This window comes from Cupriavidus sp. GW823-FHT07A04, from assembly GCF_058794615.1.
This window is the reverse complement of sequence record NZ_JBXAHA010000002.1, coordinates 394122-415007: the sequence shown is the minus strand read 5'-3', so window position 1 is coordinate 415007 and position 20886 is coordinate 394122. Positions and strand designations below refer to the sequence as shown.

General features: G+C 64.8%; 18 protein-coding genes. 9 read left to right on the top strand and 9 right to left on the bottom strand.

The genetic code is table 11. From position 1 onward, the window contains the following. Positions 1-112: 112 nt before the first annotated feature. The 3 genes from AC1Q7Q_RS05205 to AC1Q7Q_RS05195 form a co-directional block, all read right to left on the bottom strand. Positions 113-1051 (bottom strand): alpha/beta hydrolase, encoded by a 939-nt coding sequence (locus AC1Q7Q_RS05205; protein ID WP_492372155.1) that lies wholly within the window; start codon positions 1049-1051, stop codon positions 113-115. Next, complete coding sequence (locus tag AC1Q7Q_RS05200) at positions 1041-1922, bottom strand: alpha/beta fold hydrolase (protein ID WP_492372156.1); 882 nt, start codon at positions 1920-1922, stop codon at positions 1041-1043. Before AC1Q7Q_RS05200 ends, AC1Q7Q_RS05205 begins: the two co-directional genes overlap by 11 nt. Positions 1923-2005: 83 nt before the next feature. After that, positions 2006-3061 carry a sugar phosphate isomerase/epimerase family protein gene (locus AC1Q7Q_RS05195; protein WP_492372157.1) on the bottom strand — a complete coding sequence of 352 codons (1056 nt, stop codon included), beginning with the start codon at positions 3059-3061 and terminating at the stop codon, positions 2006-2008. Positions 3062-3235: 174 nt separating this feature from the next. On the opposite strand from AC1Q7Q_RS05195, the gene AC1Q7Q_RS05190 reads away from it, so the two are divergent. Together AC1Q7Q_RS05190 and AC1Q7Q_RS05185 are read left to right on the top strand one after the other, a co-directional pair. Continuing rightward, positions 3236-3799 carry a TetR/AcrR family transcriptional regulator gene (locus tag AC1Q7Q_RS05190; protein ID WP_492387134.1) on the top strand — a complete coding sequence of 188 codons (564 nt, stop codon included), beginning with the start codon at positions 3236-3238 and terminating at the stop codon, positions 3797-3799. 336 nt (positions 3800-4135) lie between these two features. Beyond that, positions 4136-5158, top strand: a complete 1023-nt coding sequence (locus AC1Q7Q_RS05185) for an SGNH/GDSL hydrolase family protein (protein WP_492372158.1) — start codon at positions 4136-4138, stop codon at positions 5156-5158. 96 nt (positions 5159-5254) lie between these two features. Here AC1Q7Q_RS05185 and yjjJ read toward each other — a convergent pair whose 3' ends face one another. Both yjjJ and AC1Q7Q_RS05175 read right to left on the bottom strand, forming a co-directional pair. Further along, entirely contained in the window at positions 5255-6580 is a 1326-nt protein-coding gene (gene yjjJ / locus AC1Q7Q_RS05180) for a type II toxin-antitoxin system HipA family toxin YjjJ (protein WP_492372159.1), read from the bottom strand. A gap of 354 nt (positions 6581-6934) precedes the next feature. Further along, a complete protein-coding gene (locus AC1Q7Q_RS05175) occupies positions 6935-7156 on the bottom strand; it encodes a DUF3562 domain-containing protein (protein ID WP_492372160.1) in 222 nt (73 codons plus the stop codon). Positions 7157-7642: 486 nt separating this feature from the next. On the opposite strand from AC1Q7Q_RS05175, the gene AC1Q7Q_RS05170 reads away from it, so the two are divergent. After that, complete coding sequence (locus AC1Q7Q_RS05170; RefSeq protein WP_492372161.1) at positions 7643-8401, top strand: CDP-diacylglycerol diphosphatase; 759 nt, start codon at positions 7643-7645, stop codon at positions 8399-8401. An 89-nt stretch (positions 8402-8490) separates the two neighbouring features. Continuing rightward, positions 8491-8745 carry a hypothetical protein gene (locus AC1Q7Q_RS05165; RefSeq protein WP_183031900.1) on the top strand — a complete coding sequence of 85 codons (255 nt, stop codon included), beginning with the start codon at positions 8491-8493 and terminating at the stop codon, positions 8743-8745. A gap of 41 nt (positions 8746-8786) precedes the next feature. Here AC1Q7Q_RS05165 and pstS read toward each other — a convergent pair whose 3' ends face one another. From pstS to AC1Q7Q_RS05150, 3 genes are all read right to left on the bottom strand, one after another. After that, positions 8787-9818, bottom strand: coding sequence for a phosphate ABC transporter substrate-binding protein PstS (gene pstS, locus AC1Q7Q_RS05160; RefSeq protein ID WP_492372162.1), 1032 nt, complete (start codon positions 9816-9818; stop codon positions 8787-8789). Positions 9819-10056: 238 nt separating this feature from the next. Next, a complete protein-coding gene (locus AC1Q7Q_RS05155; protein ID WP_492372163.1) occupies positions 10057-10872 on the bottom strand; it encodes an alpha/beta hydrolase in 816 nt (271 codons plus the stop codon). A gap of 140 nt (positions 10873-11012) precedes the next feature. After that, the gene (locus AC1Q7Q_RS05150; RefSeq protein ID WP_492372164.1) at positions 11013-11672 is read right to left on the bottom strand and encodes a helix-turn-helix transcriptional regulator; all 660 of its coding nucleotides are present in this window, start codon (positions 11670-11672) and stop codon (positions 11013-11015) included. 127 nt (positions 11673-11799) lie between these two features. Between AC1Q7Q_RS05150 and AC1Q7Q_RS05145 the strand changes: the two genes are divergently transcribed. Continuing rightward, positions 11800-12264, top strand: coding sequence for a RidA family protein (locus tag AC1Q7Q_RS05145; protein WP_492372165.1), 465 nt, complete (start codon positions 11800-11802; stop codon positions 12262-12264). 33 nt (positions 12265-12297) lie between these two features. Here AC1Q7Q_RS05145 and AC1Q7Q_RS05140 read toward each other — a convergent pair whose 3' ends face one another. Further along, complete coding sequence (locus tag AC1Q7Q_RS05140; protein ID WP_492372166.1) at positions 12298-13254, bottom strand: LysR family transcriptional regulator; 957 nt, start codon at positions 13252-13254, stop codon at positions 12298-12300. Positions 13255-13549: 295 nt separating this feature from the next. Here AC1Q7Q_RS05140 and AC1Q7Q_RS05135 point away from each other — a divergent pair, with 295 nt between their 5' ends. The 4 genes from AC1Q7Q_RS05135 to AC1Q7Q_RS05120 all read left to right on the top strand — a co-directional run bounded on the left by AC1Q7Q_RS05135 (position 13550) and on the right by AC1Q7Q_RS05120 (position 20855). After that, a complete protein-coding gene (locus tag AC1Q7Q_RS05135) occupies positions 13550-14473 on the top strand; it encodes an alpha/beta hydrolase (protein WP_416052301.1) in 924 nt (307 codons plus the stop codon). 143 nt (positions 14474-14616) lie between these two features. After that, positions 14617-15879 (top strand): efflux RND transporter periplasmic adaptor subunit, encoded by a 1263-nt coding sequence (locus AC1Q7Q_RS05130; protein ID WP_492372167.1) that lies wholly within the window; start codon positions 14617-14619, stop codon positions 15877-15879. A 225-nt stretch (positions 15880-16104) separates the two neighbouring features. Then, positions 16105-19296 (top strand): efflux RND transporter permease subunit, encoded by a 3192-nt coding sequence (locus tag AC1Q7Q_RS05125; RefSeq protein ID WP_492372168.1) that lies wholly within the window; start codon positions 16105-16107, stop codon positions 19294-19296. A gap of 35 nt (positions 19297-19331) precedes the next feature. Continuing rightward, a complete protein-coding gene (locus AC1Q7Q_RS05120) occupies positions 19332-20855 on the top strand; it encodes an efflux transporter outer membrane subunit (RefSeq protein ID WP_492387133.1) in 1524 nt (507 codons plus the stop codon). The last annotated feature ends 31 nt before the right edge of the window (positions 20856-20886 follow it).

Below are 20886 nucleotides of genomic sequence, written 5' to 3'. Positions count from 1 at the left end.
GCCCGCGAGCGATATGACGCGCTGCTCGCGGGCGGCGCGATGGCCTGCCCAGCGTCCACCAGGTTCATCCGGTAGCGTCCGGCGCGTTGCGCGCCTGAGTGGCATCCGACGGTTACGCCCGTAGCGCCGCTTTCATCATCGCGCCGACGCGATCGAACAGGCATTGCGCAGCAGGCGCCACGCCGAGCAGGTGGATGCAGGCATGCACCATGCCCGGCAAGCGAGTCTGTTGCACGATGACGCCCGCGTCGGCGAGCCGGCGGGCATAGGCCTCGCCTTCGTCGCGCAGTGGGTCGTACTCGCAGACCAAGATGGTGGCGGGCGGCAGGCCATCGAGCCGCTCTGCGCGCAGCGGCGACGCATATGGCGAGCCTTTGTCCGCCGGTCCGCGCAGGTAGGCCGACCAGCAGAACGCCATGACATCCCGCGTCAGGTAGTAGCCCTCGGCAAATTCGGCGTAGGAGTCCGAGTCCATCGCGCCGTCCAACGCGGGATATAGCAGCAACTGATGCGCGATGGCGGGGCCATTGCGGTCGCGTGCCAGCAGGGCCGCAGCGGCTGCAAGGTTGCCGCCGGCGCTGTCGCCGCCCACCGCGATCCGCTTTGGATCGATGCCGAGTTCCGCAGCTTTGTCGAATGCCCACACCACCGCGCGATACACGTCCTCCAGCGGCACAGGGAACTTGTGCTCGGGCGCGAGCCTGTAGTCCACCGACAGCACCACGCAGCCGGTGGCGTTGGCCAAGGCACGGCAGGGGTTGTCGTAAAGCGCCAGCGAGCAGAGAACCCAGCCGCCGCCGTGCGCGAACACGATGGCAGGCAGCGGCGCGTCAGCTTGCCGCGACGCCGTCGGCCAGTAGCCGCGAATCCTGATCTCGTAGCCGTCATCGGCTGTCACGCTGAACACCTTGATCGCGGCCACTTCCTGCAAGGGGCCGTGCAGCGCAGGCAAATCTCGTTCGGTGGCCTGGCGCATTTCCACTAGCGACGTCTCACCGACACTTGCTGGTAACGCTGCCAGGAAGCGAACGATATCTACATCAACGGACATGCGCATGCCCTCCCTGCTGCGCTTCCAGGAACGGCAGCAGTTCAGCGATGAATGCCTCTGGTGCCTCCTCCATGATGAAGTGGCCGCAGTCCGGCACCACCACGCCGCGCAGGTCGATGGCGTTGTCGCGCAGCGTCTCCAGTGGCGCATCGTTGGTCGCGTGCTCCGCGCCGATGGCTAGCACCGGCATCGCCAGCTTGCGCTTTGCGCGTTCGCGGTTCTGCCGCACCGTTTCCGGAATCGCGCGGTAGTAGGCGAAACCGCCGCGCAGGCCGCCCGGCGCCGAATAGGCCGCGATGTAGGTGTCCACGGCCACGCGGTCGCGACGATGGGACCACTGGTCGAACATGAAATTCAGGTAGGCGGCCTCGCGCCCGGCGATCAGCGTCTCGGGCAGATCGGCTACCTGGTTGAACATGAAGTGCCACAGGAACTTGTTCTCGGCAGGCGGGGCGAAGATGCTCGGCGCAGGCGCAAGTCCGGGGATCACGGCCTCGGTAAGCGCCAGCCGCGTGACTGCGTCGGGATGGTCGCTGGCCAGCGCGTAGGCCACCCACATGCCCACATCGTGGCCGACCACCTGATAGCGGCCATGGCCCAGTGCGGCCATCACGCGGTGCAATGTGTGGGCAGTGGCGCCGGTGTCGTAGCCCGTGGGCGGCCGGTCGGAATGCCCAGTGCCCGGCGGGTCGACCGCGACGGCGAGAAAGCCGCGTTGTGCGAGCGCCGCCATGACATGGCGCCAGGCGAACCACGTCTGCGGCCAACCGGGAATCAGCAGAACCGGCTGGCCGCTGCCTGCGGTGACACAGTGCACACGGTGGCCGTCAATGCGTACATAAGTGTGCGTGTGTTGGGTGTTGTCTTGCATGGATGTCTTCGGTGGATGGATTGGATGCATCGGAGGCATTGGATGCGATGAATGCGATGAATGCGATGAATGCGATGTCGGTGTCAGGCGATGCCGAGCATGCTGTCGATCTGCGCCTTGTTGACGGTGGCGCCAGCAAAGTCGTCGAAGATGCGTGAGGTCACGCGGATGATATGGCGGTTGATGAAATCCACGCCTTCGCGCGCGCCGTCTTCCTGGTCTTTCAGGCAGCACTCCCACTCGAGCGTGGCCCAGCCTTGGTAGTCGTATTGCGCAAGCTTGGAGAAAATCGACTTGAAATCGACCTGGCCATCGCCCAGCGAGCGGAAGCGTCCGGCGCGCTCGGTCCACGACGTATATCCGCCATAGATGCCTTGCCGCCCGCTTGGGTTGAACTCGGCGTCCTTGACGTGGAACATGCGGATGCGGTCGCGGTACAAGTCGATGTAGTCCAGGTAGTTCAGCTGTTGCAGCACGAAGTGGCTGGGATCGAACAGGATGTGGCAGCGCGGATGGTCGCCAACCAGGCCGAGGAAGCGCTCGAAGGTGGCGCCGTCGTGGAGGTCTTCGCTGGGATGAATCTCATAGCAAAGGTTGACGCCTTGCGCATCGCAGGCATTGAGCACCGGCAACCAGCGTTTGGCGAGTTCTTCGAAGGCGGCTTCGATCAAGCCTTCCGGGCGCTGCGGGAACGGGAACAGGTAAGGCCACGCGAACGAGCCGGAGAAGGTGCCCATCTCGGTCAGGCCAAGCCGGCGCGACGCCTTGGCGGCAAGCTGGAGGCGCTCCAGCGCCCAGGCGGAGCGCGCCTGCGGATTGCCGCGCAGCGCGGGCGGCGCGAAGTTGTCGCACATTGAATCGTAGGCGGGATGCACCGCCACCAGCTGCCCGAAGATATGCGTGGTCAGTTCGCTGATGACCAGGCCGTGCCCGGCCAGCATGCCTTTGACTTCGTCGCAGTATGTCTGGCTTTGCGCTGCGGTCTTCACGTCGAACAGGCGCTCGTCCCACGCTGGAATCTGCAATGCCTTGAAGCCGATGTCGGCGGCCCATTTGGCGATGGCGGGCAGCGTGTTGAACGGCGCTTGCGTGTCGCTGAACTGGGCGAGGTGGAGACTTGGACCTTTGATGGTTTGCATGGATTGAACCGCCTATTGTTTGTTGAGCGACAAAGAATAGATGGCAAGGATGAGGAAGTCAACCGTGTTCGGCGCCGCGACGGTAAAATGCACGCCGCGACAGCATTCACTCACGAGCAGAACATGGCCGGACGCCCCAGAGAATTTGATCGAGACCAAGCCCTGAATACGGCCATGACCGTGTTCTGGGAGCGCGGCTATGAAGGCGCGTCGATGTCGACGCTGGTCGAGGCGCTGGGCCTGGCCTCGGCGCGCATCTACGCGGCGTTCGGCAGCAAGGAAGCGTTGTTCCGGGAAGCGGTGGCGCTCTACGAGGCAGGCGAAGGTGGCTTCGCGGATCGAGCCATGCAGGAAGAGGAGTCGGCCAGGCAGGCCATCGAACGCTTGCTCAACGACGCGGCGCGGACCTACACCAAACGCGGCCGTCCGCATGGCTGCCTGGTGGTGTCCGCGGCCAGCAGTTGCGCACTCGAGAACGAACCGGTGGCCGACTGGCTGGCAGAACATCGCCGCCAGCGCACGCAATCCATCATTGACCGGCTGCATGCGGCGGTGCAAAGCGGTGAACTGCGGCAGGACACCGACATCGCCGCGCTTGGCGATCTCTACGGCGCGCTGCTGCACGGCATCTCCGTGCAGGCCCGCGACGGCGTCAGCCGCGCCCGCTTGCAGGCGATGATCGGGCCCGCGATGCTGGCTCTGGATGCTGCCGCAGCCCCTGGCAAAGCCGACTCTTAACGTTGATTCGGAAGAGTGGCGCTCGCTGCACCGGGTGCGGCCCCTGCTTGCTGATCTGGGCCGGATTGACATCCGGACGTCCACCATGTCCGGCACCGTACCGACTGCACGGCCCGTTCAGGTCACTATAATCAATGCGTCATGCGTCATCGCGCAGAGCCCTTCGCTAGTCTAGCTACTGATGGGCTACTGATGAGCCGCCGGTCAGCGGCAAGGCAGCCATGTGCGCTTTGCACTCGTCAGCCTGACAAGGTACCTATCGCAAGAGCGATATGCGGGCCGCCGATCGGCCCGCCACGTGGGGGCGGTTGCCCGGCCAACCTGCGGGGAGAAACCATGCAAAGAAGCATCGATCAGGTACGTGCCGCGATTCTTGCCGTGGTGATTTCGCTGGTTGCCGCATGCGGCGGGGATGGAGGCGGCTCGGGTAGCAGCAGTGGCGCGTCCGGCCCGGCAGGCGGCATTGCGCTGCAAGTTGTCTCGTTTGGCGACAGCCTGTCTGATGTCGGGACCTTTGCGCCGATCGCTAGCGCGGTCGGCGGAGGGCGATTCACAACCAATCCTGGGCAAGTGTGGACTCAGAATGTGGCGCAATACTATGGCGATACGCTAAGCGCTGCGTTTACGATCGGCATCACGCATCAGTTGAGTGCGCAAGGCGGCCTCGGCTATGCGGAGGGCGGCGCCACGGTGGCAACGCCGGCAAACCTGAACAATTTTCTGACTGACGTGATCGGCAACGTCGAAATGCCCGTCAACCAGCAGGTTTCGAGCTATTTGTCCGCACACGGGAGCTTCAACGCCAATCAGCTGGTGCTGGTCTGGGGCGGCTCGAACGACGTGCTTCGCGCCGGGGCACTGCCGGCCGCGGCGCAGACCGTGCAGACGGCGGCAACCACCCTGGCTCAAATAGTCGGACAGATCATCCAGAACGGCGCCACGCATGTCGTCGTGGTCAATGTCCCGAATGTCGGACTATCGCCCAAAGGCATCGCCTCGTCCGACGGCGGGGCAAACCTGACCCAGCTATCGCAGATCTTCAACAACAGCTTGATCGCTGCCTTGCAGGCCGATGGCCTGCAAGGCAAGGTCATCCAGATCGATTCTTATACATGGGAGAACCAGATCATTGCGAGCTTTCAGGCCAATGGCTTCGTCGTGTCAAACACCGGCGTCGCCTGCGATCCTGCGAAAACGCCTCACGACACGGCCTTGTTGTGCTCGCCGGCTACCTACGTGACGGCCAATGCCGATCAGACCTACATGTTCGCCGACGACCTTCATCCGGCGACGCGCCTGCATGCATTGTTCGCCCAGTTCGTTGAGCAGCAGATCGCCAGGAGTGGTCTTGGTCACTGAGCCTGGGAAAATGATGACTCGCCAGCAGAATCGTCGGGTTCCAGCACGTTCGTTTTTTTGCCAGCATGGCCCCAGAGCATGCGGGCGTGCTTGCTCTCAGGCCAGCCGCTCGAGCTGCCGGCTGGCTTCGTCGAGCCAGGCCTGCTGCCGTCCGGCAATCTCCGCAAATTCTGAACTGGCCAGCGGGTGCTCGGCGAGGCGCCGCCAGTATGCGCGGGCCAACGGCAGCATTTCGTGCCATACGCTGGCCGGCGGCTGAGTGGGCAGTGTGAACGTGGGCAGGTTGTCGCGCATTGTGCCGCTGCGGTCGGGGGCCAGGGCCATGGGCAGCATGTCATAAGCAGGGGCCTGTGACAGGGGCATGGTGCCTTCATGCAGAAAGGCAAGGTTGCCATTGTGCATATCACTGTTGCCGATCAGGCGGCCGAAGGCATATAGCCGGCAGACATCCTGATGGGCTTGCGTCGTAATGCGGCCCTGCTTGAGTAGTGCTTCGGTGAGTTCCGGCCAGGTCGCGCGAGCCCGCCCGACGAATTCCGCGTCCAAGGTGGCCAGTGACACCACGCCACGCCGACCACCCTGCTGGGTGCGGTCGAAGCGCGATAGCTGCAGGAAACGCTGGCCGTTGACATCCAGCACTTCGCTATTTGCTGCGGATAGGCCGTGATTGGCCAACTGTTGCAGGGCGAGATGCTCCGCCAGCAGCAAGTCGCGCCAACGCTGACTAATCGCGTTGTCCTGCGCGGCACTGAACTTGACGAGGACTGCATGCCCATTCACGTGCACGGCGAATTTGGGTTGCTCCCCGCCGGCACTGGAGCCAACCAATTCGCCCGCCATCGATTGGGCGGCAAGGCGAGGGTAATGCTGTGCGCGCTCACTCGTGGCGATGCTGTCCGGCTGGTGTGCCAGCCAGGCGGAGCGGCTTGCGTCACCCAGAAGCAGATTGCCGGGCACATCATGCTCTCCCGCCGCCAGCGCGGCCAGCACATGGTCGTCGCTCCAATTCAGCAGGTCATCTGGCAAACCTAGCGCAGCGGCACGGTGGCGCACCCAGTGCCGCCCGATAAAGCCTTGCGGGCGCATGTCCTGTAGCCACCAAGGCAAGCTGTCCAGCAAGCAGTCGTCTTCGCCACTTTGGCGTAGGATAAAGCCTGGATGGACCGGCAGCAGCTCGCCCCACTGTTCAATCCGACCTGCAGCCGTAACACGGTACAGCGCAAATTGCGTCTGCCCCGCCACAATCCGGCATGCCAGATACCGCACAGCCCGCGCGCTGCCAACACGCGCAATGCGGTCGCCAGCTTCTGCGATACGGCGCGACAGCGTGGGCTGGCTGATCTTCAGCCGCAGGCACAAGCTCGCCGCGTTGGCGGGTCCCTCGCTAAGGATTTCCAGCAGGGCGGATGGTCGGGTGGGCATGAATAGATATTGAATGGATCGTCATTTCAGGAATTCATTGTATATCAATGGTTTGGAAGTGTTTTCTTGCTTGGGTCGCTGCCTCGTGAATAGATACGGGCGGGTAGCGACAGGCGGACGCGAACAAGAAGGAGGTCGAGCGCCCCCTCGATTGGGGCTGATCGATAGTGGGGGAGAGCGTATGCGCCGTAGGAGGCTTGTCCGTGTCCGTGTCCGGGTTACGCGGACAAGCGGAAAAAATCGCACAAAGCGGCGTTTGGTACGCAGAAAGTCAGTGGTCTTAGGAACACCGCTCCACCACTCCTCTAGCTTAAGTGCGGCGCGCGCCAACGATGACTTCGGCCCCTTCGGCTGCTAAACGTAGCGCGGCGGCGCGGCCGATGCCGGAACAGGCGGGGGTGGTAGCGCTGAGGATTGCCGTTGTTTCCGAAACGCCTCCGTCACGCGCCTGGCGGCAAACAGCGGCAGGTAGTCGTGAATCTTGGCGCCGGCCTGAAGCTCGTGCCAGGCGGCGAAATACGCGCGCTCCACCTCCTCCACCGGGACTTTCAGGGCTTCGGATATCCTGGCGATCATTGAGGACTGTGATTCGGTTTTCATATTGCCTGCCACCTGGCAGGAAGCGGCGGTGCGTGATGTGGCGCTGTGCTGGCGCGTGTTGTTTGAGGACGAAAGGGCGAAAGGGCGTGGTCAGGCACTCGCCTGATAATCGGTGAGGCGCATTCTCAAGTATAGGAATGCAGCGTCGCTAAACACGCCATCGTGTTGCCATATTTGTCCTGCACAATGCAGGCTATGCCGACTCAGGTGGATAAGTTCTGAATGCCAATACCCACGACTGCCCCAGGCCTGGATCGTCGTAGTCGTCGTAACGAGTCGGTTGGCCTCTCCCTCGCTTTGTGGTCTCACCGTGCGTCCAAGAATGCCGGGGATGCCGGGGATGGGGTGTGCTTTGCTGGTTTGTTCGCGGGGTGTGGAGCCATCAGGTTGATGGCTCTTTTTGTTTTTGGTTTTGCTTTTGGTGCCACGGCGCGGCGATTGGCCCTGCTGCTGGTGCTATGCATGGCGACGAGTGCCTGGGCCGATGCGGACGTCGGGTTTCTTGCGATGTTTGCCAAGGATGGGCTCTGGCGTAACGTGCAGGCGCGCTGCCTAGCACCCGGCGCGCCGCATCATCCCGATTGCGTGGTGGTGGATCGTGAAAAAGGCTTGGTGCTCTACAAGGATGCCATCGGCCGCTCGCATTTTCTCGTCATTCCGGATCATCGCGTGACTGGCGTGGAGGAACGAGGCTTGTGGGAAGAGGGCGGGCCGAACCCGTGGGCATTCGGCTGGGACGTCAGGCGGTTTGTCGGGCAGGCACGCGGGCGGCCGTTGCCCGATGGCATCCTGGGGCTGGCGATCAATGCTAAGGCGGCACGCAGCCAGGAGCAGATGCATATCCACCTGGACTGCATCAGCCGGGATGCCAGGGACTTTGTCGCCGGCGCGAGTGCGCGTATCGGGACCGCCTGGACGGCGCTGCGGTTCATGGGCAAGCCGGTACAGGCTGTTTTCGTGCCTTCGCCGGGAGCGGCGCTGTCCGTCAATCCATTCCTGCTTATCAAGCATCGTCTTGGCGAGGCGGCGTCAGTCGTGCCGGACCGGGGCGTGTTTGTCACTTATGTGGCGGATGCCAAGGGCACGGGCGGCTTTGTCATCGTGGACCAACCGGTCGATCGTGAGGCTGGCAGCAATGGACACGCCAGCGATTTCCTGGACCGCCAGTGCAAACTGGCGCAAGAGGATGTGCAAGAAGACGCGCCAGCGGCGCTTGAGTAACCTCGGCTTCGAGGCTGCCAAACCGGGGTTGCGCTCGCGCAAGCCGTTGCTAGAATGAATGTCCCCGATCAGCATGAAGGAGTGCAGCCATGGCAACGTATCAGCGCGGCGATTTGTTCCTCGTCACTTCTGTTGAGGAATTGCCCTGGGGGCGTTACAGAGGGTTTGTGACCATGATGGAGGGCACGCAGACGCAAGCGTCATCACGGCACACTTGCCCCATGTGCAGGGACAATCCGCTCCAGGCCCATGAGGACGCCGATGCCGATGTCGAGTATGCCTACAGGCACTATCTCTCGGACCATATTGACTGGAGCGCCCACGCCGGCGATACGGAGCACTGAGCGGAAACCGGGAACGCGCTGCAGCGCAGGGCTTTCCGCACTCACTTCAGGTTCTCTCCCCAGTAGGCTTCGATCTGCTTGACCAGCGCGGGTGGCAGCGCCACGTAGTGCTCTGCCGCGGCATCAGCCTGCCCGTCATTCAGTGCCCAACGGAAGAATGCGAGAGCGGCTTTGGCGCTGGCGGGATCCTTCGGGGCCTTTGGCATGATCACGAACACGGCGCCGGTAATTGGCCACGCCTGCGTGCCGGGCGCGTCCGTGATGACCTGATAGAAGTCGGGGTGCTGGCTCCAGTCTGCGGATGCTACCGCTGCGCTGAAGCTCTCCCGCGCGGGCTCGATAAACGCACCGTCCCGGTTTCGCACGGCCGTGTAGGGCAGCTTGCGTTGCAGTGCGTAAGTCAGCTCGACATAGCCGATCGCTCCTTTGACATTCTTGATGTAGGTGGCCACGCCCTCGTTGCCGTTGGCGCCGACGCCTGCCGGCCATTTGACGGTGGTGCCCGAGCCCACGCTGCCTTTCCATTCGTCGCTGACCTTGGACAGGTAGTCGGCCCAGTTGAAGGTTGTGCCGGAGCTGTCGCTGCGATGCACGACCAGGATCTTTTGATTGGGGAAGTGGATGCCGGGGTTGATCGCGCCGATGGCCGGGTCATCCCAGTTGGCGATCTTGCCCAGATAAATATCCGCCAGCAGTTGGCCGGTAAAACGGATCTGGCCCGCGGCTACACCGTCCAGGTTGACGATCGGCACCACGCCACCGACAACCAGCGGAAACTGGACCAGTCCGGCTGCGCGTAATTCATCTGGCTTGAGCGGCATGTCGGAGGCGCCGAACGTGACATTGGCCGCCTTGATCTGCCGGATGCCGTTGCCCGAGCCGGTGGGCTGGTAGTTCACCTCCTGGCCGGTCTTGGCGTAGTAGGTGGCCGCCCATTTCACCAGCAGGGGATAGACGAAGGTGGAGCCAGCGCCGGTGATATCGCCCGCGTGCGCGCAAAGCGCACAGCCGGCGAACAGGCTGATGAGCGTGGCGCTGCGCTTCACGTTTTGCCAAAAGAGGGTTGGAGTCATCTTGCAACCTCCCAGGCATGTCAGTGAACGGCGCACTTAGCGCACGTACGCCCCGTATCGGACGTACTGCATGTAACGCTTCAACGGCGCGGTCCGCCGGGGAGGTCACATGCTTATCCTAGCACTCGCTGCCTTGTTATCGGCAAGGTGTTTTGCAAGTGCGACGGAGAGGCGCAACGGTGCGTCATCGCGTTGTCATGAAGTTGTCGCCGGGCTGTCATCATGGCTTGCCGAGTCTTTACTTTTCCGCCATCCACCCCGCTACGGCCGTCACCACTTGTGGCTCGATCCCGTTGAATCCGTGATAGGACATGGCCTCGCACGGGTCTCCAACGCTCTTGCCGCCGGCGAAGTGGATCAGTCCGGCTTTGGGGGCTTTGGCCAGCTTGTCCATCAGTCCTTGCACTTCGTTGTACGGGCACTGCTTGCAGCCATCCTGTTCGTGATGGACCACGAGCACGGGTATCTTGAGTTTGTCGAGGGCCATCGCCGGCACCTGTTGGCCGCGATCGTCGCGCAGGATGGTGGCGGTCAGCACGATGCCATCGGGGCCGCCATCGTCCGCTAGCCGGATCGCGGTGGACGCTACCGACTGGGTGCCGCGGCTGGTGCCGACCAGCCAGACAGGCAGGTTGGTGTGGCTGCGCATCCAGGCGATCACGGCCTTGGTGTCTTCGGCATGCTCGGGGGACAGGCGGAAGCCGCTCAGGTAGGGCCAGGACAGGCGGTCGCTCGGCGCATCGATGACGGCAACCGCGAACCCGTTGTCGACGAAGAGTTGGCGCGAGCGCACCAGGAAATTGCCGGCACCCCAGGCAACGCCCCCGTTGGGGTAGATATTCAGGCCACCATGCGCGCCTGCGTAGAGGATCACCGCAGCCGTGGGCTGTGCGGGCGCCAGATACAGGAAGCGCTGCGTCACGCCGGGGCGCGTCGGGATGTCAACCACCTCTGGCGCGGTCTGTGCGCGCGCTGCCAGGGTGCAGAGCAGCAGCGTGAGGCAGAGCGTGGCCTGGCGCAACCGTCGCGGCGTGTTTGCTTGGCGGCAAGGCATGGGTTGTCTCTCCGGGGTTCGAATTTCGAATTGGCGGGCACGGCGCCGTGGGTGCGCAGCAAGATAGCATCGGCGGCGAGGATGACCAATCCACGCTAACCCCGGCTGGTCACCTATTTCACCTATTTCACCTATGGCACCTATGCCGCGGCAGTGACGCGATACACGCAGCGCCGCGCGTTGCTCAGCAGATGCTCTTCGCGGGTGACGGTCGCTTGCGCGCCGATGACCTCCTGGAAGATCCGCAGCTCTGCCCGGCAGAACCCCTGGCAGGTCTGCGCAGCGGCGCAGATCGGGCAATGGTCTTCGATCAGCAGCCAGTCCTTGCCGTCTTGCTCAAGGCGCGCCATATAGCCTTCGGCCTGGCGCAGCGCGGTGAGCGTGGCGAGCCGCTGCTGCAACTCGCCCTGGCCGGCGACCGCCGCGAGATATTGCGCGCGGGTTTCGGACTCGCGCTGGCCGATCAGCTTGTCCATGCCTTCCTCGCCGAACAACTGCCGCACCGATCCGATCAGCTGGATGGTGAGTTGCGCGTGGGTATCGGGAAAGCGGCCGTGCCCGCTGGTGGTGAGGGTCCAGTCCTGGCGCGGCCGGCCTGCGCCGCTGGCGCTTTGCTGTCGGCCCTCGATCAGCCCGGCGGCGAGCAGCTTCTGCACCTGCTGGCGTGCGGCCTCGGCGGTGCCGCCCAGCGCCTGGGCGATCTGCGTGGTCGATGCCGCGCCCTTGGTCTTCAACAGGAACAGGATGCGATCACCCGGAGACCCAGTATGGTTATCCAAGTTATTGTTTGCATAATTCATGGGTGCACCCTAATATCCAAAAACTGTCTTGGATATTAGGGCAGGCGGGCGGCAATGTCGAGTCTGTCCTGCATCTGGCCAAGCCGATCATTGCTGTTTCAACGCTGTCTATCAAGGAAATCGTCCCATGCAAGCCACTCGTACCCAACACGCATCGCGTCAGCTCACCATGCTTAATCCGCTTGGCCTCTATGATCCCAGCGCCAACGGTTACTCCCATGTGGCGATGGTCGCGCCCGGCGCGGGCCTGGTCTGCGTGGCCGGGCAGGGTGGGGAGCGCGCGGATGGCAGCCTGCCTGAGAGTTTCGAGGCGCAGGTGCGCCAGGCGTTCGACAACCTGGGCGTGGCGCTGGCCGCCGCTGGCGCGCAGTTGCGCCATGTGGCCAAGCTGACCGTGCTGGTGGTGGATCACGACGAGGCGCGCCTGGCCGTGCTGGCGGCGGCGGTGGCGCGCGCCTGGGGCGATACACCCAAGCCGGCATGCACCTTGATTCCGGTGCCGCGGCTGGCGCTTGACGGGATGTTGTTCGAGGTGGAAGCGCTGGCCGTGGCGGAGGGCTCAATGTCCGCCGCGTCTTCCGGCGCGGTGTAACCGGTGCTAATGCGCAGTACGCCCGTGTTGCGCTCAGGCCGCCAGCTTGGGTTGCCGGGATGGCTGAGGCTGTCCCGCCTGGGTCTCGCCAAACTGCGGATGGTGCGCGAAAAGCTCGGCCACCCAGTTGACGAACACGCGCACCTTGGCCGACAGGTGGCGGTTCTGCGGGTACATCGCGGCGATCGGCAACGAGTCCGTGGGCCAGTCGGGCAGTACTTCGACCAGCCGGCCGCTTTCCACATAGGGCAGGGCCATGGCGCGCGAGATGCGGGCGATGCCGTGGCTTTCCAGCGCGCAGCTCAGGTAGACGTCGCCGTCGTTGGTGGAGATGGACGAGGGCAGCAGCATTTCCGTGCGCTGCTCGCCTTGCCCGAGCGGCCACGGTACTTCGCGGCCGGTGCGGTTGGACAGGTAGTTCACGGCCCGGTGCTGCACCAGCTCGCTGGGCTGGGTGGGCGTGCCGTTGCGCTTGAGATAGACCGGCGAGGCGTAGAGCCCCAGCCGCAGCTGGCCGATGCGGCGCGCCACCATGGTGTCGTCCACCGGGTCGCCCACGCGCAGCACCACGTCCACGCCTTCCTTGAGCAGGTCGATGGGCTTGCCGTTGATGGTGAGCTCCATCTTGAGCTCGGGGTAGGCGGCAAAAAACTCATGCAGCTTGGGGATCAGCACCAGTTGCGCCAGCCCGGCGGTGGTGTCCACGCACAGCGTGCCGCGCGGCGTGTTGTTCTGGTGGGTGAGGGATTGCTCGGCCTCTTCCACGTCCGCCAGGATCCGCACGCAGCGCTCGTAATAGGCGGCGCCGTCGGTGGTCACGCTGATGCGCCGGGTGGTCCGGTGCAGCAGCTTCACGCCGAGATGGGTTTCCAGGTTCTGGATCAGCCGGGTGAGCGTGGCTTTCGGCAGGTCCATGGCCTCGGCCGCGCGCGCAAAGCTGCCGACATCCACCACGCGGGTGAAGGCCTGCATTGATACGAGACGATCCATGTTCACTCCCCTGGGTAAGGAAACAGGCAGGTCTGGCTGGCGGGGCAGGCACCCGGGTGGGGTGCGGCCCGGCGTGGCTCATGACGGCTTGCGCGGCTGCGCAAGTGCGGGAGTGGAGCACAAAATGGATGACCTTGCACAGCGAAGGGTCTCCCGGGCGCCACATGCCCGATTATTTCACCGGAGAAACAGTGCATTGGTAAAGCCTCGCTTTATCCCACCTTCATCAACCACCATAATTCGCTGCATCGCAATATGCAATGGATGCGTCGCCATCGCGCCGCACGTGACCGACATGTCGCCCTCGCAATCGAAAGCCGCAGCAGCAGCCTTAGCAGCCGAACTGGCCGAGGGGCGCGTGACGGAGCACGCGGTGGAGAGCTGCGGGCGCACCATCACGGTGCGCCTGAATTACCCGCCGGGCTATCCGGAGGGCAAGGCCGCCCCGTCGCTGCCGTGGCTGATCTACCTGCATGCGGGCGGCTTTGTGGACGGCAGCCTGGAGAAATCCCAGCGCCTGGCGCGCTCGCTGGCCGTTACCGTGCCTGCGGTGGTGGTCACTCCGGCGTATTCGCTGGCCCCCGATTTTCCGTTCCCGGCGGCGCCGGAGGACGTGTTTCATACCGCCGAATGGGTGCTGCGCCATGCGCGCCGCCTCAAGGTGGACAAGCTGCGCTTTGCCCTGGTGGGCGAAGAGGCGGGCGGCAACCTGGCGATCGCGCTGTCGCAGATGCTGCGCGACCGCGGCTTGCCCGAGCCGCGCGCGCAGTGGCTGATCCGCCCGGTGACTGATCCATGCCTGCAGCACGCCTCGTGCTCGGTCGGGCAGGGCGGGCGCAGCGTGCCGCTGGAAATGCTCCAGCGCCTGGCGGGCTACTACCGTGATTACCTGCCGACCCCGGCCGCCAGCGTGCATCCCTACGCGGCCCCGGCGCTGGCCTCGCGGCTGGCCGGCCTGCCGCCCACCTTTGTGCAGGTGGCGGAAGAAGATGCATTGCGTGCCGAAGGCGAAGCCTTCGTCAGCCGCCTGCAGACGGCCAGTGTGCCGGCGCAGGTCCAGATCATGCCCGGTGCCTGTGGCGCCGGCGTGGAAGTGTCCCACGACCGATGTCAGGTGTGGATAAACGAAGGCGCGCGTTACCTGCAAGGCTATCTTGCCGGCGACGACGACGCCTCACCCAAGGCCGAACGCCAGACAGGAGCCAGCCCGCCCGGCTGATCCCGCGTTACCAATAAGCCACGCCGGCCTGCGATCAGCAGGCGTACCGGGCGCGCTCCCTTTGCGCGCTCCGGCGGGGGCGTTCGTCCTATTTTTGCTTTCCAGTTGAAGAAAACCCGCAGACGGAATACGGAGTCAAGAAAATGAATCAGCAAACTCGACGCACCATGATTGCCCTGGCCATCGTCGCAGTGCTCGGCGCTGGCCTGGCCACCTCGATCTTCAAGCCCTGGCACGCCGGCGAGGCGCAGGCCGTGCCTGGCCCGGCAGCACCCACCACCGTGGACGTGGCAGCGGCCCTTGGCAAGACCATCACCGAATGGGACGAGTTCTCCGGCCGTCTGGAAGCGGTGGACCGGGTTGAGATCCGCGCCCGCGTTGGCGGCACCATCGACGCCGTGCACTTCCGTGAAGGCGCGCTGGTGAAGAAGGGCGATCCGCTGTTTACCATCGACCCGCGTCCTTATGCCGCAGAGGTAGCGCGTGCGGAAGCCGCGCTGGCCGCCGCGCAAGTGCGTGCCGGCCACGCGCAGACCGAACTGGCCCGCGCGCAGCGACTGGTGCAGGACAACGCGGTATCGCGCCGCGAGTTCGATGAGCGCGACAACGGTTCGCGCGAAGCCATCGCCAATGTGCGTGCCGCGCAGGCCTCGCTGGATGTGGCTCGCCTTAACCTGACCTATACGCGCATCACCGCGCCGGTCAGCGGGCGCGTATCGCGCGCCGAGATCACGGTGGGCAACCTGGTGGCGGCCGGTGCCGGCACGCCGGTGCTGACCACGGTGGTGTCGGTCTCGCCGGTCTATGCCAGCTTCGAGCTCGATGAGCAGACCTACCTGCGCTATACGGCGGACAAAGCGTCCGGTGGCGAAGGTGGCCAGTCAAAGCTCCCAGTGTTCCTGGGCCTGGCTAACGATGAGGACTATCCGCGCGAGGGCCATATCCAGTCGCTGGACAACCGGCTCGACACCAAGAGCGGCACCATCCGCGTGCGCGCCGTGTTCGACAACCCGGACGGCCGCCTGCTGCCGGGACTGTATGCGCGCATCAAGCTCGGCGGCGGCACGCCGCATCCGGTGGTGCTGATCAACGACCGCGCCATCGGCACCGATCAGGGCAAGAAGTTTGTGCTGGTGCTGGATGGCGCCAACAAACTGGCCTATCGCGAAGTCACGCTTGGGCCGTCGTATGAAGGGCTGCGCGTGATCCGCCAGGGTTTGAAGGCCGACGAGAAGATCGTGGTCAATGGCCTGCAGCGTGTGCGCCCCGGCATCACGGTTGCGCCCAAGCCGGTCGATATGGCGTTCAAGCGCGAACTGGATCAACGCGGCGAATCGGCTGACCGCAAGCAAGCGGCCACGGAGAAAACCACGGATAAGGCGGCCGACGGAAAGCCGGTGACCTGAGCCGATCCGGCATGAACCGCATACGCTGAATCCGTCAAGGGTTTGCTCCCCTCTCCCGCATGGCGGGGGAGGGGCCGGGGGAGAGGGCGGGCGTATCCACGGTGCGCCGGCTTTGAAAGTACCTCTCCCCCGAGGCCAAACCATTTTTTAGCTTCCCCGCTCCACATGGCGCCTGCCATTCAGGCCGCCAGGGGGAGCCCTTTCGCCAAGACTGCCGAGACTGAGATGAATCTCTCGAAATTCTTTATCGACCGGCCTATCTTTGCCGGCGTGCTATCGGTGCTGATCTTCCTGATCGGCGCCATCTCGATGTTCAAGCTACCCATCTCGGAGTATCCCGAGGTGGTGCCGCCGTCCGTGGTGGTGCGCGCGCAGTATCCGGGCGCCAACCCCAAGGTGATTGCCGCGACCGTGGCGTCTCCGCTGGAGGAGCAGATCAACGGCGTCGAGGACATGCTCTACATGTCGTCGCAAGCCAATAGCGATGGCCTGCTGACGCTGACCGTCACCTTCAAGCTCGGCACGGATCCGGACAAGGCCCAGCAGCTCGTGCAGAACCGCGTGGCGCAAGCCGAGCCGCGCCTGCCGGAGGACGTGCGCCGCCTGGGCATCACCACGGTGAAAAGCTCGCCCGACCTGACCATGGTGGTCCACCTGGTCTCGCCGAACGACCGCTACGACATGACCTACCTGCGCAACTACGCGGTGATCAACGTCAAGGACCGCCTGGCGCGGATCCAGGGCGTGGGCCAGGTGCAGCTGTTCGGCTCGGGTGACTATTCCATGCGCGTGTGGCTGAACCCCGAGAAGATGGCCGAGCGCAAGCTGGTGGCCGCCGACGTGGTCAAGGCCATCCGCGAGCAGAACGTGCAGGTGGCCGCTGGTGTGATCGGCGCCTCGCCCGCGCTGCCGGGCGCTGACCTGCAGCTCTCGGTGAACGCGCAGGGCCGCCTGGAAACCGTGGAGGCCTTTGGCGACATCATCGTGGCGACCTCGCCCGATGGCGGCGTGACGTACCTGAAAGACGTGTCCCGCATCGAGCTGGGCGCGTCGGAGTACGCGCTGCGCTCGCTGCTGGACAACAAGTCCGCGGTGGCCATTCCGATCTTCCAGGCTCCTGGCTCCAACGCCATCCAGATATCGGACGACGTGCGCAAGACCATGGAGGAGCTCAAGCAGAACTTCCCCGATGGCGTGGACTACAGCATCGTCTATGACCCGACGCAGTTCGTGCGCCATAGCATCGAGGCCGTGACCCACACGTTGTTCGAAGCCATCGCCCTGGTGGTGCTGGTGGTGATCCTGTTCCTGCAGACGTGGCGCGCCTCGGTGATTCCGCTGCTGGCCGTGCCGGTGTCGATCGTGGGGACGTTCGGGCTGATGCACGCCTTTGGCTTCTCGATCAATGCGTTGTCACTGTTCGGGCTGGTGCTCGCTATCGGGATCGTGGTGGACGATGCGATCGTGGTGGTGGAGAACGTCGAGCGCAATATCGCCGAGGGGTTATCGCCAAAAGAGGCCACCTACAAGGCCATGCGTGAGGTGAGCGGCCCGATCATCGCGATCGCGCTGACGCTGATCGCCGTGTTCGTGCCGCTGGCCTTCATGACGGGCCTGACCGGTCAGTTCTACAAGCAGTTTGCGCTGACCATCGCCATCTCGACCATCATCTCGGCCTTCAATTCGCTGACGCTGTCGCCGGCCTTGTCCGCGCTGCTGCTGCGCGGCCACGATGCGCCCAAGGACTGGCTCTCGCGCGGCATGGATCGCGTGCTGGGTGGCTTCTTTGGCCGCTTCAACCGTTTCTTTGGCGCCAGCGCCGATCGTTACGGCAAGGGTGTGAAGGGCGTGATCTCGCGCAAGACGGCGGTGTTCGGCGTCTACGCCGTGATGCTGGCGCTGACCTGGGGTGTGTTCCAGCTGGTGCCCAAGGGCTTTGTGCCGGCGCAGGACAAGCAGTACCTGGTGAGCTTTGCCAAGCTGCCTGACGGCGCCACGCTGGACCGCACCGAGGACGTGATCCGCCAGATGTCCGACATCGCGCTCAAGCAGCCGGGCGTGGAATCGGCGATTGCCTTCCCGGGCCTGTCGATCAATGGCTTCACTAACAGCCCGAGCGCCGGCATTGTCTTTGTCTCGCTCAAGCCGTTTGAAGAACGCAAGACCAAGGAACTGTCGGGCAACGCCATCGCAGCGCAGCTAAATGGCAAGTACGCCGCGATCCAGGATGCTTTCATCGCCGTGTTCCCGCCGCCGCCGGTTCAGGGCCTGGGCACCATCGGCGGCTTCAAGATGATGATCGAGGACCGTGCCGCGCTGGGTTACGACGCCTTGTTCGACGCAACCAACGCCTTTACCACCAAGGCGCGCGCCACGCCGGAGCTGGCCGGTATCTTCACCAACTACCAGGTCAACGTGCCGCAGCTGGATGTGAAACTGGATCGGGTGAAAGCCAAGCAGTTGGGCGTGCCGGTGACGGACGTGTTCGACACGCTGCAGACCTACCTCGGCTCGGCCTATGTCAACGACTTCAACAAGTTTGGCCGGACCTACCAGGTCAAGGTCCAGGCGGATGCGCAGTTCCGCGCCCACGCCGAGGACATCCTGCAACTGAAGACGCGCAACAGCGCGGGCGACATGGTGCCGCTGTCGTCGCTGCTCACCGTCAACCAGGGCTTTGGGCCGGACAGCGTGATCCGCTACAACGGTTTCACCGCGGCGGACATGAACGGCGGCCCGGCCCCGGGCTTCTCCTCGGGCCAGGCGCAAGCCGCGGCTGAACGCATTGCGGCCGAGACGCTGCCCAAGGGCATCAAGTTCGAGTGGACCGACCTGACCTACCAGGACATCCTGGCCGGCAACGCGGGGGTATGGATCTTCCCGCTGTGCGTGCTGCTGGTGTTCCTGGTGCTGGCCGCGCAGTACGAAAGCCTGACCTTGCCGCTGGCCGTGATCCTGATCGTGCCCCTGAGCCTGCTGGCTGCCATGACTGGCGTGTGGCTGACCAAGGGCGACAACAACATCTTCACGCAGATTGGTTTCATCGTGCTGGTGGGGCTGTCAGCCAAGAACGCGATCCTGATCGTGGAGTTTGCGCGGGAGCTGGAGCATGAGGGCCGCTCCATCGTGGCCGCCGCCATTGAAGCCAGCCGCCTGCGCCTGCGCCCGATCTTGATGACGTCGTTCGCGTTCATCATGGGTGTGGTGCCGCTGGTGGTGTCCACCGGCGCGGGTGCCGAGATGCGCCATGCGATGGGCGTGGCAGTGTTCGCCGGCATGCTGGGCGTGACCTTCTTCGGGCTGTTCCTGACCCCGGTGTTCTACGTGGCGCTGCGTATGCTGGCGACCCGTGGCCAGCGCCGCAAGGTGTCGGAAGCGCCGTCGGCGAGCCACAAGGCTATCGCCTCCGCTGAATAACGGTGATCGACATGAACGCAACATTGACATCCAAGATGACATCGCTACTGCCTGCGGCGCTGCCGCGCCTGGCCACGCTGGCCGTGGCCCTGATCCTGGCGGGCTGCTCGCTGGCACCGACCTACAAGGTGCCGGAAAGCGCGACCGCCGCCACGCCGGCCTACAAGGAAGCGATGGCCGCGCAAGCCGAAGGCACGCAATGGAAGGTGGCCACGCCCGCCGAAGGCGCGCAGCGCGGCGAATGGTGGAAGATCTTCGGCGACGCCGATCTCGACCGCCTGATCGCCACCGCGACCGAATCCAACCAGGACCTGGCGATCGCCGCGGCACGCCTCAAGCAGGCCCGCGCCTTCACCGGCGTGGCCGAGGCCGACCAGTACCCGCAGTTGAGCGTGGGCCTGGACCCGACCCGCACGCAATTGTCGGCCGCCTCGCAAGGGCTGCCCGATGGCACCAAGGTGGCGCCGCAGACCGTGCTCAGGGCACGCGCCTTTGCCAGCTACGAGCTTGACCTGTTCGGTCGCGTGGCCGACAACGTCAAGGCGGCGCGCGCCGAAGGCGATGCGGCGGAAGACCTGTATCGTTCGGTGCTGCTGGCGCTGCAGGCGGACGTGGCGCAAGCCTACTTCGCGCTGCGCACGCTGGACAGCGAGCGCGACCTGCTCAACGCCACCATCACCCTGCGCGAGGACGCGCTCAAGCTGCTCAAGCGCCGCTTCGACGAAGGCGAAACCACGGACCTCGACCCCGCCCGCGCCGAAGCCGAGCTTGGTACAGCCCGCGCGGATCTCGCCGGCATCGAGCGCCGCCGCGCTAACCAGGAGCACGCGCTGGCGGTGCTGACCGGCGCGCCGCCGGCCGCCTTCACGCTGGCTGCGCGCCCGCTGGACGCCGCGCTGATCACCGTGCCGGCGGGGCTGCCCTCCGATTTGCTGGAGCGCCGTCCCGACATCGCGCAAGCCGAGCGCCTGATGGCGGCTGCTAATGCACGCATCGGCGTGGCGAAGGCCGCGTTCTATCCACGCATCACGCTGAGCGGCTTGTTCGGCTTTGAGTCGAGCGACCTGTCGAACCTGTTCAAGTGGTCCTCCAGCGCGTGGGCGCTGGGGCCGCTGATCGGCAGCACGATCGCCGCCCCGATCTTCGACGGAGGCCGCAACAAGGCCAACCTGGCGGCGGCGCGCGCCCAGCACGAGGAAGCGGTGGCGAGCTACCGCCAGAGCGTGCTGACCGCGATGCGCGAGGTGGAAGATAGCCTGGCGGACGTACGCTGGCTGAGCCAGCAGGCCGGCGCATTGGACGGCGCGCTGGGCGGCGCCCGCCGCGCGGCCAAGATCTCGCGCAGCCGCTACGAGGCGGGCGCGGTGGATTACCTGACGGTGATCGACGCGGACCGCACGGTACTGCAGTCGCAGCGCGACGCCAACCAGGTGGCCGGGCTGCGTGCCTCCGCCACGGTGGCGCTGGTGCGCCGGCTGGGCGGCGGGTGGGGGCCGTTGCCGGATGCCGCACCCAGTGTGGCGCAGGCGGGCACTGGCCCGCTGGCATCGAACCACTGAGCACAAGCAGCGTGGTGTCCTGCTGCCTGGC